At 42.0% G+C, this 14,171-nt stretch carries 12 protein-coding genes and 1 other annotated feature; of the genes, 5 read left to right on the top strand and 7 right to left on the bottom strand.

Features of this window, described 5'->3' with window-relative positions:
• Nucleotides 1–314: 314 nt before the first annotated feature.
• On the top strand, nt 315–917 hold the full coding sequence (gene rpsD, locus JOC33_RS19030) for a 30S ribosomal protein S4 (protein ID WP_205094194.1): 603 nt from the start codon (nt 315–317) through the stop codon (nt 915–917).
• 143 nt (nt 918–1,060) lie between these two features.
• On the opposite strand, the gene tyrS is transcribed toward rpsD, so the two are convergent.
• The gene (gene tyrS / locus JOC33_RS19025) at nt 1,061–2,332 is read right to left on the bottom strand and encodes a tyrosine--tRNA ligase (protein WP_205094192.1); all 1,272 of its coding nucleotides are present in this window, start codon (nt 2,330–2,332) and stop codon (nt 1,061–1,063) included.
• A gap of 154 nt (nt 2,333–2,486) precedes the next feature.
• Nucleotides 2,487–2,694: a binding site (T-box leader), on the bottom strand.
• 124 nt (nt 2,695–2,818) lie between these two features.
• Between tyrS and JOC33_RS19020 the strand changes: the two genes are divergently transcribed.
• The 4 genes from JOC33_RS19020 (at nt 2,819) to JOC33_RS19005 (ending at nt 8,573) form a co-directional block, all read left to right on the top strand.
• Entirely contained in the window at nt 2,819–5,845 is a 3,027-nt protein-coding gene (locus JOC33_RS19020; RefSeq protein WP_205094190.1) for a transglycosylase domain-containing protein, read from the top strand.
• Between the two features lie 256 nt (nt 5,846–6,101).
• Nucleotides 6,102–6,740 carry a GNAT family N-acetyltransferase gene (locus JOC33_RS19015; protein WP_205094188.1) on the top strand — a complete coding sequence of 213 codons (639 nt, stop codon included), beginning with the start codon at nt 6,102–6,104 and terminating at the stop codon, nt 6,738–6,740.
• A gap of 13 nt (nt 6,741–6,753) precedes the next feature.
• Nucleotides 6,754–7,401, top strand: coding sequence for an acetoin utilization AcuB family protein (locus tag JOC33_RS19010; protein WP_205094187.1), 648 nt, complete (start codon nt 6,754–6,756; stop codon nt 7,399–7,401).
• Nucleotides 7,398–8,573, top strand: coding sequence for an acetoin utilization protein AcuC (locus JOC33_RS19005; protein WP_205094372.1), 1,176 nt, complete (start codon nt 7,398–7,400; stop codon nt 8,571–8,573). Before JOC33_RS19010 ends, JOC33_RS19005 begins: the two co-directional genes overlap by 4 nt.
• 220 nt (nt 8,574–8,793) lie before the next feature.
• On the opposite strand, the gene ccpA is transcribed toward JOC33_RS19005, so the two are convergent.
• From ccpA to murC, 6 genes are all read right to left on the bottom strand, one after another.
• Entirely contained in the window at nt 8,794–9,789 is a 996-nt protein-coding gene (gene ccpA / locus JOC33_RS19000) for a catabolite control protein A (protein ID WP_205094185.1), read from the bottom strand.
• A gap of 210 nt (nt 9,790–9,999) precedes the next feature.
• Nucleotides 10,000–11,073 (bottom strand): bifunctional 3-deoxy-7-phosphoheptulonate synthase/chorismate mutase, encoded by a 1,074-nt coding sequence (locus JOC33_RS18995; protein ID WP_205094183.1) that lies wholly within the window; start codon nt 11,071–11,073, stop codon nt 10,000–10,002.
• Nucleotides 11,074–11,273: 200 nt separating this feature from the next.
• Nucleotides 11,274–11,603 (bottom strand): bacillithiol system redox-active protein YtxJ, encoded by a 330-nt coding sequence (gene ytxJ, locus JOC33_RS18990; RefSeq protein WP_205094181.1) that lies wholly within the window; start codon nt 11,601–11,603, stop codon nt 11,274–11,276.
• A 59-nt stretch (nt 11,604–11,662) separates the two neighbouring features.
• A complete protein-coding gene (locus JOC33_RS18985; protein ID WP_205094179.1) occupies nt 11,663–12,106 on the bottom strand; it encodes a YtxH domain-containing protein in 444 nt (147 codons plus the stop codon).
• Between the two features lies 1 nt (nt 12,107).
• Complete coding sequence (locus JOC33_RS18980) at nt 12,108–12,542, bottom strand: DUF948 domain-containing protein (protein ID WP_205094177.1); 435 nt, start codon at nt 12,540–12,542, stop codon at nt 12,108–12,110.
• Nucleotides 12,543–12,761: 219 nt separating this feature from the next.
• Complete coding sequence (gene murC, locus JOC33_RS18975) at nt 12,762–14,054, bottom strand: UDP-N-acetylmuramate--L-alanine ligase (protein WP_205094175.1); 1,293 nt, start codon at nt 14,052–14,054, stop codon at nt 12,762–12,764.
• Nucleotides 14,055–14,171 lie beyond the last annotated feature (117 nt).

Raw genomic sequence — 14,171 nt, 5'->3', positions numbered from 1 at the left:
GTTTATATATATCTATGCAGGTATTCTTTTAACACTCGCTTGATGGTTAAACACGTGGAAATCTATCGTAAACAATTCTGATAAAACACTAGAAGAGCCTTGACTTCTGACTTCATAAAGCATATAATAGCCTTTGTGTAAAATAAATGGCAGCCTATGTGAACCACCGATGTTGTCATTTTGTTCCTCTCTTTGAGAGGTGCATCGTGTAACTCTCTGCTGCTGGAGCGATGGTGCATGAAAACAAAATGAGCATTGGATACGGAACACACTGTTTTTATTTTATGCAAATAAAATAAAAGGAGGAAATACCTATGGCACGCTATACAGGTCCGACTTGGAAAAAGTCACGTCGCCTTGGCATTTCTTTGAGTGGAACAGGTAAGGAACTAGATAAACGCCCTTACGCTCCGGGACAACATGGTCCGAACCAACGTAAAAAACTTTCCGAATATGGTCTTCAACTACAAGAGAAGCAGAAGCTTCGCTTTATGTACGGATTGACTGAACGTCAATTCCGCCGCCTATTCGAAGAAGCAGGTAACATGAAAGGTATCCATGGTGAAAACTTCATGACATTGCTTGAATCTCGCCTGGATAACATTGTTTACCGGTTAGGTTTGGCGCGTACACGCCGTCAAGCTCGTCAGTTGGTCAACCACGGACACGTTACTGTTGATGGTGGACGTGTAGATATTCCATCTTACCGTGTAAAACCAGGACAAACCATCGGTCTTCGTGAGAAATCTCAAAACCTTGATGCTATCAAGGAAGCAGTCGAAGTTAACAACTTTGTACCTGAGTACCTTACTTTCGACGAAGAAAAATTAGAAGGATCTTACAGCCGCCTGCCAGAGCGCGCAGAGCTTCCTTCAGAAATCAACGAAGCTCTTATCGTAGAGTTCTACTCTCGTTAATAGCGGTTGCTTTCAAAAAGCACGCACAAATCCCTTGAATTGTTGGTATTTCAATAATTCAAGGGGTTTTTTTATGAATTATAAGAAGTCTCTATAGAATTCTATAAAAAAGAGAGGCTGTCATTCCGACAACCTCTCGATTTTTATTTAAAATGGATCATAAAATACTTCTTTTTCCCTCTTCGTATGATCGTGAATTTCCCTTCAATACGATCCGATTTCTGGATAGTGTAGGAAAGGTCTTGCTGGCGTTCGCCATTAATATAAATCGCACCATTCTTTATATCTTCACGCGCCTGTCGTTTGGAAGAAGAAATTCCGGCTTGGACAATCAGATCTATCAGACCGATTTCTTTATTTTCTTCATGGTGGGCAGGCACATCCTTAAATCCTTGTTCAATTTCTTCCCCTGTCAGTGACTTGATGTTTCCGCTGAATAACGCTTCTGTAATACGCTGTGCCTGCTCCAAAGCATCTTTTCCATGTACCATTTCTGTCATTTCCTCTGCTAAACGGCGCTGGGCTGCTCGTTTTTCAGGAGCCACTTCAACTTCTTTCTCAAAATTGGAAATTTCCTCCATATCAAGAAAGGTAAAGGACTTCAGGAATTTGATGACATCGCGATCATCTGTATTGATCCAGAACTGGTAAAATTCATATGGAGATGTTTTTTCCCTATCCAACCACACTGCCCCACCAGCTGTTTTTCCGAATTTAGTTCCATCTGCCTTGGTTATAAGCGGGACGGTCAATCCGTAAGCCTTTGCTTCCCCTTCTTCTCCAGATGAACGGCGTCTGATGAATTCAAGACCAGCTGTGATATTTCCCCACTGGTCGCTTCCGCCTATCTGCAAGGTGCAATTTTCCTTTTGATATAGATTAAAGAAATCTAAAGACTGGAGAATCATGTAACTGAACTCCGTAAAAGATATCCCCTGTTCAATCCGCGTCTCGACGGACTCTTTGGCAAGCATGTAATTAATGCCGAAATGCTTACCGGTATCCCGCAAAAATTCTATTATATTGATTTCGGAAAGCCACTCGTAATTATTGCGGGCAACCGCTGCATTCTCCCCTTTATCAAAGTCCAGCAGCTTCGCTAACTGCTCTTTGATATTATCACTGAATCCCTGTACCACATGGGCTTCGTTTAACTGTCTCTCTGTAGAACGGCCGCTCGGATCACCAATCATTCCTGTTCCACCGCCGACAAGAGCGATAGGGCGATGACCAGCACGCTGAAAACGTTTCAGCATAAGAATCGGCAGCAAGTGACCGATGTGAAGACTGTCGGCTGTCGGATCAAATCCACAATATAGTGTCACCTGGTTTTCTTCCAAGTGTTTCTCTAACCCTTCTTCATCCGTAATTTGATTAACTAGACCACGATTGTGTAAATCCTTCAGGATATCCATATTACCCACTCCTTCTTATTAATGAACCTTTGTATTAGAAAACTTGGCAGGTCGCCAATTCCTTATGGAGAATGCCTTGGTTTTACTTATACTTTAATCCTTTAACAAAGTTAAACTTACTTAAAGTAAAATAAAAAAACTCCTCCCTTAAAAGTAAAGGGACGAGGTTTATCGCGGTACCACCCTTGTTGCACATATAGTGCCACTTGTTTGGATAACGGCTTGGTTAACACCGTCTTCTGTAAGTGCAGAAGAAAGCTCCAGATCGTAATTCGCGAGTCGATTTGTGCCTCCTTTCACCATCCGGAGGCTCTCTTAAGAACAGGGATCGTCCCACTACTTCAACCATTCAACGCTTCATTTATTCAACTAGTATTATATTTTTAACATAACTGGATTTAAAAAGCAATCAAATTCGTGTTCGACATTCTTTGCTGCATTAGATTGTGTTATAATATAGATTGGATTTTTTGAGGAGGATTGATCATGTCAAATACCCGAAAAAAAGGTATTAATATAGCTAAAGTAAAAGAACTTTGGCGCCAGGGGCGAATACAAAAAACGACAAGAATAACCTATGAGGTCGTATGGAATATTTTCCTGGCATTCATCATTATTGGGGTTATCAGTCTTTTCTTTGCCGGAGGAGTAGGCGCAGGCTACTTCGCTTCCCTTGTCAAAGATGTCCCCATGAAAGATAAACAGGCGATGAGTAAAGAAATCTATAATTATTCCTCTACGTCGGAACTTTACTTTGCCAATGACAAGTACCTTGGCCGCGTCCGATCAGATTTACATAGAGAAGAAGTGGCCCTGAAAGATATATCTGATTATTTGAAGAATGCCGTCATTGCAACAGAGGATGAAAATTTTCATACTCACGACGGTGTCGTACCAAAAGCGGTCATGCGCGCGGTCTTCCAGGAAATAACCAACGCGGCAACAAAGACTGGTGGAAGTACTTTGACCCAGCAGCTAGTCAAAAATCAAATTTTAACCAACGAGGTTTCCTTTGAGCGAAAAGCAAAAGAAATGTTAATCGCTCTCCGTGTCGAACGGTTTTTTGAAAAGGACGAGATATTAGAAGCCTATTTGAATATGGTTCCATTCGGACGTAATGCTAATGGCAGAAATATTGCCGGCATCCAGACAGCTGCACAAGGGATCTTCAATGTTGATGCTAGTAATCTATCATTACCACAGGCAGCATTCCTTGCCGGGCTCCCTCAGAACCCGTATGTCTACACACCTTTTAAAAACAATGGAGAAGTCAAAAGCAAGGAAGGGCTTCAGCCAGGCCTGTACCGGATGCAGGATGTTTTAGGCAGAATGCTAGAAGCCGGTTATATCACAGAAGAAGAGTATAAGAAGGCGAGCGAATACGATATAACGAAAGACTTTGCAAAACCATCAGACTCTCCAATTGAAAAGTATCCATATCTTACATTCGAGATTGAAGAACGAGCGATTGAAATTATTATGGAGATGCTTGTGAAACAGGATGGCTACACAATGGAAGACTTAGAGAATAATGACAAGCTTCGCCAGGAATATCGCCAAAATGCAGAGCGCGAACTTCGTACAGGTGGTTATGAAATACACTCCACCATCCATAAAAAAATGTATGATGTAGCTCAAAAAGTTAAGAACAACTATCAACGATATGGTCCATCAATTACCGTTCCTAAAAAGGACGAAAACTGGGAAAATGTAACCGACGAAGATGGCAATGTCGTTTATAAAGAGCTCCCCGTACAAGTCGGCGGTATGGTGATTCAAAACGAAACCGGAAGAATCCTTTCCTTCATAGGCGGACGGGATTATGATATTTCCCAGGTGAACCATGCAACATCCGCCTTACGTTCTAATGGAAGTACAATGAAGCCCCTGCTTGTTTACGGGCCAGGTATCGACATGGGTGTGCTCCACCCTGGCTCTGTAATAGCTGATGTGCCTTATGAATATCCGGGAACAAATAAAGATGTCAACAATTATAATGGTCAGTATGTAGGCTTTACATCTGTCCGTTATGCCTTGAAAGAATCTTTAAACGTACCGGCAGTTAAGGCTTATACGAAAATAGTAAATCGTAATCCTGCCAAAAAATACTTGGAAAAAATGGGGATAACTAGTCTTACCCCAGATGACTATACGAACTATTCAGCAGCAATCGGCTCACCGACAGTGACTATTGAAGAAAACACAAATGCTTATACCACTTTTGGCAATATGGGTAAGTTCGTCGATGCTTATATGATTGAAAAAATCGTCGACAGTAACGGTGATGTCGTCTATGAACATAAAAGTGAACCGGTAGATGTATTTTCACAGCAGGCTTCCTATTTGACGATCGATATGATGCGCGATGTGTTAAGCACAGGCTCTGCATCGAATGTCAACTTGAAATATTCGGGTGTGGATTGGGCAGGAAAAACAGGAACATCCCAATATAAAAATGATACATGGTTCGTCGCTACAAACCCTAACGTAACCGTAAGTACGTGGATGGGATACTCACGAGGCGGAGGATTACAAACACGCGACTACAGTTCGCGCAACTCTAATCTCTGGGCACAAGTAGTTAACGCCATTTCCGATGTTAACCCGGAAATTATGGTCCCTGAGCAAAATTTCAAACGACCAGAAGGAATTGTCACCCGTTCCTATTGTGCTACTTCAGGATTGAAACCTTCTGAATTGTGTTCAAAAGTAGGTCTCGTAGAACAGGACCTATATTGGGCCAAGTACGCACCAGATAAAGTTGATGATAGCTTGATCAGTGGCAGCTTTGTCCAAGTAAAAGACAAACTTGTCGTGGCAGGACCGAATACACCGAGCGAATTTATAAATAAAGGCGGCGGTGTAACGATCAGTCCAGAATTCCTTAAGGAAAATAACCTGAATAATCCTGAGATATTAAGCGAACTTATTCCAAGTTCCTGGGACAATGTTGCATTGCCTAGCGGAGCGGCTAATGGTGTGACGACCTCAATCGAAAATGACGGCGCAGCACCAGCAGCACCTGGAGGTGTTTCCGCGAATGGATCATCATTAAGCTGGTCAGCTTCTCCAAGCAGTGACGTAGTTGGCTACAGGGTTTACCGGTCTTCGTCTGCCGGAGGGTCATTCAACCTGATTGGCAGCACAGCTGGTACAAACTACAACTTCTCTGGAGGAGACGGTTATTACGCTGTCCGAGCAGTAGATTATTTCGGAATGTCTTCTGCTCTGTCGTCACCTGTTAAGATTGGGACGCCAGGTGCACCTGCTAAACCAGCCAAACCAGCCAAACCTGCTAACCCACCAGAGGAATCACCAACGGAAAAACCGGAAACGGATAAACCAGAAAATGAAGGAAACGATGAACCAACCAATGGTGATGAGCCAGGTCAAACAACGAACGAAGAAGGAAATGATACGGGCAGCGAAAGCACGCCGACAGACACAGAAAATGATCAAGGTCAAACTGAGGAGAAACCCTCTGAAAACGAGCAAGCTAATCCTGAACAATAATATATCCCATGTAAAATGCAAGCCCCTTTTCCGCTCAGGAAAGGGGGCTTTTTTATGAAGGGTTAGCTTTAACCTTTTACCTGAAGACCTTACTTTGCTCTGCTGTTACCGTCGTCTCTTCCACTGGTTCCTCCCCCACTTCAACTGGTGCCGGTTTTCCACCTCCTAACCTTGTCCTGATTGATTTAAAATCGATAATTTTCATGTATAATATAAGACAGCAATCATAAAAAACCTAGTTACAGGTGGTGTATCAATGAAGCATATTAAGTCGTATCATTCCAAGGAAATCGATACGGAAAAAGGGCCATTGATCATTGAAGGGCCTCTCACCTCACGAGAACTCTCCAACTATGAATTCCATTCTGACTTGAACGCCTTCCGGCCGGCTCCCAAACAATTCGAAGCAGTAAAAAGCATCGCAGATTTTGAAGAAGGCAGAATTATCATTGCAAGACATGAAAATATGATTGCAGGTTATGTAACTTATCTACACCCCGACCCGCTTGAGCGGTGGTCAGAATTCAATATGGAAGATTTGATTGAACTTGGAGCCATTGAAGTGATTCCTGAGTTCCGTGGGTATCGGGTAGGCTCCCACTTGTTGAAAGTTGCCATGATGGATGATTATATGGAAAATTACATCATTATCTCCACGGAATATTATTGGCATTGGGATTTGAAAGGGACTGGACTCAGTATATGGAATTACCGAAAAGTGATGGAGAAAATGATGGCAGCCGGTGGTCTTACACCTGCTCCTACGGATGACCCAGAAATCGTATCCCATCCTGCAAATTGTCTGATGGTAAGGATCGGTGAAAATGTCCCTGAATCATCCGTTGAAAAGTTTGATCAGCTTCGTTTTTTAAAGCGTCATCAAATGCGGAAATAATGGAGGTTGTCCTATGCTTGTAGAAGAAGTTATGAAAAAAGACGTCATTAAAATGGCTCCAACTGAGACGATTGGAAAAGCATTGAAGCTATTAAATGAGTATCATATCCGCCACCTCCCTATCGTCGATGAAGATAATCAAGTAATCGGTATCGTATCAGACCGGGATGTCCGTGATGCCAGCCCATCCATTTTTGAAAATGACCCGGACCCGGAAGAATTGAAAAATGAAATCAGCTCTATTATGACTTCCCCTGTCATAACCGTCCACCCACTCGATTTCATGGAAGAAGTTGCATCCATTTTCTACGAGCATGAAATTGCGTGTGTCCCTGTTACAAAAGAGGATAAGCTGGTTGGTATGATCACGGAAAAAGATATGCTGTACACGCTCATTCAGCTGACAGGTACCAATGTACAAAGTTCGCAAATCGAGATCAAGGTGGAAAACCGTCCGGGAATGCTGCCAAAAGTTACTCAAGTGTTCGGGCAGCGGAAAGTGAATATCAGCTCTGTATTGATTTATCCTTATAAACCGGACAGCAGGTATAAAATAATCGTATTCCGTATTCAAACCATGAATCCAATGCCGATCATAAACAACCTTAAGGAAGTAGGCTACGAGGTGCTATGGCCGAATATGCCGGGGATGCCCTCATGATATGTAAGGCAGGGTTCGTATACTCGGAAGATTTCAACAGCTACCGATTTCGGGATGATCATCCATTCAATCAGCTCCGTGTCACAATGACTAAGGAGCTTCTGGAAGTAGAACAGGCTCTTCAGGCAGAACACTTTTTAAAACCTAGAAAAGCAACTGATGAGGAGTTAAAGCTGATACATAGTTCCAAATATATTGATGCTGTAAAAAGGGCCAGTAATGGACTTCTTACGGAAGATGAAGGTATGGAATACGGGATAGGTACAGAAGATACTCCGATATTCAAAGGGATGCACGATGCCTCTGCTTTGTTGGTAGGAAGTACCTTGACTGCCATCGATGCTGTATTGGAAGGAAAATATGAGCATGCCCTTAACCTTGGCGGCGGGCTGCACCATGGTTTTGAACGAAAAGCCTCCGGGTTCTGTATATATAATGACGGAGCTGTAGGGATTGAATATATACGACAAAAATATAACTATCGGGTTTTATATGTAGATACGGACGCCCATCATGGGGACGGAGTGCAATGGTCCTTCTATGATGATCCCAATGTCTGTACCTTTTCCATTCATGAGACGGGCAGATACCTCTTTCCTGGCACAGGTAATGTAAGCGAACGTGGCTTAAAAGAAGGATACGGTTATTCGTTCAACTTACCGATAGACGCTTTCACAGAAGATGAATCTTTTTTAGAACTTTACGAATCTGCATTCCGTGATATTGTGGAGTTTTTCAAGCCAGATGTAATTGTGACGCAAAATGGAGCTGACGCGCATTATTATGATCCACTCACCCATCTATGTTCGACAATGGAAATATATGAACGAATTCCTGCTTTAGCACACGAGCTTTCACATCGTTATTGTGAAGGAAGATGGATAGCACTTGGCGGAGGCGGTTACGACATTTGGAGGGTAGTTCCACGGGCTTGGGCCCAAATCTGGAAAGTTATGACGACTAATAAACCATTTGCAGGTTCCATACCAAAATCTTGGAAGGAAAAATGGCAAGGAAAATCACCAGTTGAGCTGCCTGATACTTGGCAAGACCCTTCGGGTATTTATAAACCAATTCCCAGGAAAGATGAAATTACCGAAAAAAACCGAAAAGTATTAGAAAAATCAATGCAATTCATCCATAATCAAAAAAAATACAATAACTTCACTTAAAAATGCACCAATTGCCATGAAGAATCTCAAACGGCAATTGGTGCATCTTATATGTAGGCTTGATATCAGTGGAAATAGGCTGTTTAACTGGGGAGCAAACCTCCTGTTGCCTAATAACTAAGCTGGTAATCTGATTATCACTTGTTACGTATAAAAGATTAAAGTGGCCGACCAGAGCCAGAATGGAATCATCCATCCAGCTCCGTCATCGCCGAATACTTTACTTGGTCGAATTTCTTTCAATTATACGATGGGGAAGAACTACATTTTGTTCTGTAACTTCTTCTTTGTTCATAAACTTTGTAAGCAGACGCATGGAAACAGCTCCAATATCATACATCGGCTGTACTACAGTAGATAAAGTCGGGCGCACCATAGTCGCCAGACGTGTATTATCAAAGCCGAATACTTCAAGGTCTTCTGGTACCTTCAATCCTTTATCCTGGGCCCCATGGATAACCCCCAATGCCATTTCATCAGATGCTACAAATATAGCTGTTGGGAGATTTCCTGCTTCATCTAATTGTTCAAAAGCCTCAATTCCGGAGTCATAGGAATAATCCCCTGTTACGATTAAATCTTCAGAGACTTCACGCCCTGCTTCTTTCATTGCGCGCCTAAATCCTGCAAGCTTCTGATTATTCACTTCTGTATTCTCCGGTCCGGAAATGAATGCTACTGTCTGGTTATCGTGCGATAGCAACAGATCAGTCGCTTCAAACGCGGCCTCTTCGTAGTTAATATTCACGGATGGAGTACTTTTGGTCTCATCGATTGTAGCTGCTAACGCTACAGGAACAGAGGCATTATTAAATTCCCGGATATGATCATCGGTAATTTTACCTCCCATGAACACAAGCCCGTCCACCTGTTTGCCAAGCATAGTGTTGATCAAATGAATTTCTTTTTCCTTGTTCTGGTCAGAGTTACTAAGGATAATATTATAGTTATACATTGTGGCAATATCCTCGATACCTCTTGCCAGTTCTGCAAAAAAGATACTGGATATGTCAGGTATAATCACCCCGACTGTAGTGGTTTTTTTACTGGCAAGGCCACGTGCTACGGCATTCGGACGATAACCAAGGCGTTCGATAGCATCCAATACCTTCTTTCTTGTTGCTGGCTTAACGTTTGGGTTGCCATTTACGACACGTGATACAGTCGCCATCGATACATTTGCTTCTCTAGCTACATCATATATGGTTACATTCATATATATTCCCTCCTTATAATTACGATCTTTATTAAACCAATAATCCCATGATATTATACTATGATTACAAGCGCAATGCAGGTAAATAAAGCAGGCATCATTTAAATCATACCCTAAAACCCAAAACATTAACATAAGACGGTAACCAGGCAATTGTTTATCATCAAAAAAGCCGGACTGGCAATTGTCAGTCCGGCCTTTGTGTATGGGTTATTTATAGACTTTTTCTTTGGTGAGTTCATCCATGAAATTGTTGAACATTTCGATATCCATTTGCTGTGCGGAATCTGATAAAGCAACTGCAGGATCAGGGTGAACCTCTGCCATCACCCCGTCAGCACCGATGGCAAGGGCAGCCTTAGCGGTTGGAAGCAGAAGGTCACGCCGGCCTGTTGAATGAGTCACGTCCACCATCACAGGCAAGTGGGTCTCTTGTTTCAAGATCGGTACTGCAGAAATATCAAGCGTGTTTCGTGTTGCTTTCTCATACGTACGGATGCCACGTTCACATAACATAATATTTGCATTGCTTCGTGACATGATATATTCAGCCGCATTGATGAATTCGGAAATTGTCGCTGACATTCCACGTTTTAATAATACAGGTTTATCTACCGAGCCAGCCGCTTTCAGCAGCTCGAAGTTTTGCATGTTTCTTGCTCCGATTTGGATAACATCTACATAATCCACTGCCTTATATACATCTGCAGGATTAACGATTTCACTGATTACAGCAAGATCATATTCATCAGCAACCCGCTTCAATATCTTCAGGCCTTCCAAACCTAAGCCCTGGAAATCATAAGGAGATGTCCTCGGTTTGAAAGCCCCACCTCTCAATAATTTCAGTCCACGCTTTTTCACCGCTTCAGCAACAGCTGCAACTTGCTCGTAACTTTCAACGGCACATGGTCCCATGATGAAGGATGGCTCTCCTTCCCCAATTCTTTCGCCTTTGATATCAATGACTGTATCTTCCGGCTTTTTCTTTCTGGATACTAGCAACGCTTTTCTATGGTCATCTTCCTGAAGCTCAAGGCTTGCCTTGAAGATCTCCTTGAATAACTGATGAATAGTGGTATTTTCAAATGGCCCTTTATTATGCAAGTCTATTTGGTCCAGCATCTTCCGTTCTCGGACTGGATCAAATCGGTTGACACCCTGTGTATTCTTCACTTTCCCTATTTCCTGGACAAGTTCACCACGTTTACTAATCAACTCTAAAATTTCCAGATTCACTTTATCCAATTCTTCGCGTAATAAATCAAGCTGTTCATTACTCATAATAAAGCCTCCATTCATGTTTTACTGTAAAAAGTATCAGTTGTTTTCTTTAGATAATTAGGGAACATTATATCTGAATTTAGCGTCTTTGTCATCCCTTTAAAGCGATAAAATGACAGATTTTTTTATTAAAGCGCTATCATCCCTGATGGGTCAAAAAAATGGAAAAGCAGCAGTGCCACTTTTCCAGGTCCATCTATTTAAGAAAGATAATGTTCACTATCCCGAAGGGCGTCTTTAGTAATCGCACTGTGGGAATCATGCCAAACGACTCTTTCATTTTTTATTAAAAGAACTTGCGGAGATTCATGCTTTACATTCAGAGATTCGGCCAGATAATCGGATAGCGGACGCGCTTTCTGGACGGGCAGTATATAACACGGCGTAGATGTTCCCTCATGAAAAGCTTCATACTCTTCTTTTGCACTGGCACTGATGGGACAGGTGAGACTGTGTTTCAAGAGAAAAAAACTTTCCTGTCCAGAAACCGTATCAAATTCTTCTTTCGTATTCAAAGTTTTTATAGACACAATGATCATCCTTTCCAATTAAAATAGCGGGACTGCCTGCAGCCCCGCCATACATTTCTTTATCCATTGCTAGATACATTGGCACCTTGTTGTTTTTCCAGCTCCTCAGCCGCTTCTTCAATGGCTTCAGCAACCTCCTGGGCTGCTTCTTCCGCTTCTTCGTCATCTCTGCCTCGGATATTTTTCACTTTATCCCCTAGTGATTTCGTGGAATCCTTGAAACGGGCACTGAAGTCCTGTGACTTTTCAGAGAAGTTTTTGGAAAGCTGGGAAGAAGAAACAGCAGCTCGCTCTTTCCATTCTCCACCTTTTTCGTAAGCGACATCTTTCCAGTCTGCTGCTCTGTCCTTCAGGTAGTATGAACCTTGATTGATATCGTCACGCAGTTCATTTCCAGACTTTGGAGCAAAAAGAAGTGCAACTACTGCCCCTACTACTCCACCTACTAAGGATCCGATTAAGAAATCCCTTCCATTTTCATTTTTCTGTTTGTTTTGACTCATCCTAGATTCCTCCCTTTGATTTATTAATTTCTTCTTTTTTTGCTTTCTTATAAAGGTTGATGGCGACCTGGCCCCATTTCATCGCTTGAGCCGCTGAATCAGTATTCTTTTCTGCTGAACTGGTCAAGCTTTTTGAAACAGACCGGATGGACTGATTAAATTCTTGAACCGAGTCGCCGATGCCTTTCACCCCGTCGACCAAAGTATTGAGTTTCTGTGATTTTTCCCCAACGTCCTCGGCTAGCTTATTTGTCTTATTAAGCAGCGCAGTGGTTTCGAGTGTGATACCCTCCATCTGTTCCTCAACGCCTTCCAAGGTATTGGCTACGTTGTTCATGGTCCGAGAAACAGCTTTCAAGGTAATGCTGAGATAGATAACTAATACTGCGAATGCAACAGCTGCAATCAGTGCAGCAACATACAATAATATTTCCATTCCCCCTGCTCAACTCCTTCTGCTATGTATTTTAGATATTTAGTTTGATACCCTATTACAAAAATGGCTAAACGTCATTGGGTGGAATTAGGCATCTCTTGAGTATTATTCGATTCTAACCTAAAAATATCCTTTTTTAAATGAAATTGAATCGGATTTTTTGTAAGATCAGTAGAAAGAAAAAGATCCGTCTTGGATAACGGATCTTTCGTTGAGTTATTACAGGGTTTCTTCATATGCCTGTTGAAACTTTTGGATATCTCCTGCACCCATGAACACTAAAACACCATCTTCATAATATTTCAGGACTTCTGTACCGTCTGGTTCAAGAAGGCTGCTATCAGGAATAAGCTTTTGAAGGTCCTGTATTGTTAAATTACCATTATCTTCCCGGGCGGAACCGAATATATCACACAAGTATATCGCATCTGCTTCCTTTAGACTTTCTGCAAACTCATTTAAGAAAGCTTTCGTCCTCGTAAAAGTGTGTGGCTGGAAAACAGCGACGATCTCCCGTTGTGGATATTTTTTCCTGGCAGATTCAATTGTGGCGGAAATTTCTATCGGGTGATGTGCATAATCATCTACAAGCACCTGGTCACCTACCAGCTTTTCCGTAAACCTGCGTTTCACACCCTCGAATGTCCGCAGTTTTTTTATCTGTTCTACACTCATGTCCTCATAATGACATAAGGCGATGACACTCAAGGCATTCAGGACATTATGGTTACCATATCCAGGAATTAGGAAGGTGTCATAAAATGTATTTCGGACAAAAACATCGAAAGTCGTTCCTTCCGCATTTTCCTTAATGTTTTGGGCTTGAAAATCATTAGTTTCTGCAAGGCCATAATATAAGACTGGCACATTTGCCTGAATATGCTGCAGGTGTTCATCATCACCACAAGCAATAATTCCTTTTTTCACCTGTTTTGCCATCTCCTGAAAGGCATTGAATACATCATCGATGCTCGTAAAATAATCAGGATGATCAAAGTCAATATTAGTCATGATAGCGTAATCTGGGTGATAGGATAAGAAATGACGCCTGTATTCACAGGCTTCAAATGCAAAATACTTGCTGTCTTCATGCCCTTTGCCTGTTCCGTCTCCAATTAGATAAGAAGTTGGGAAATTTTCTGCCAGCACATGAGCGAGAAGCCCTGTTGTCGATGTCTTCCCATGTGCGCCAGTGACAGCAATACTTGTACTTCTTTTCAGCCATTCACCAAGAAACTCATGGTAACGATAAAATGGGAGACCCAAATTTCTAGCAGCAATAATTTCTTCATGGTCATCGCTAAAGGCATTTCCGGCAATAATTGTCAGGCCGTCGTGAATATTTTCTTTTCCAAAAGGAAGAATTTTTATATCTTTAGCCTCAAGTACATCCTGAGTAAAAAAACGTTTTTCCACATCTGACCCCTGAACCTGCTCCCCGGAGTCATGCAGAATCTGAGCAAGGGCACTCATCCCTGTCCCTTTAATACCAATGAAATGGTAAGTCGTCATAAACAAGTACCTCCAAAATTAGTGAGTCACTTTAACATAGTATATGTACTATAGCTAAACTTGCGATTTTTAATTAACTGGTCAAGCACTAATTATAGCAAATTGTTCTAATCAGGT

The sequence above is a fragment of the Thalassobacillus pellis genome, from assembly GCF_016908295.1.
In the GTDB taxonomy this organism is placed as follows: Bacteria; Bacillota; Bacilli; order Bacillales; family Halobacillaceae; genus Thalassobacillus; species Thalassobacillus pellis.
The sequence above is the reverse complement of the archived record's forward strand: the minus strand, read 5'-3'. Positions and strand labels throughout refer to the sequence as shown.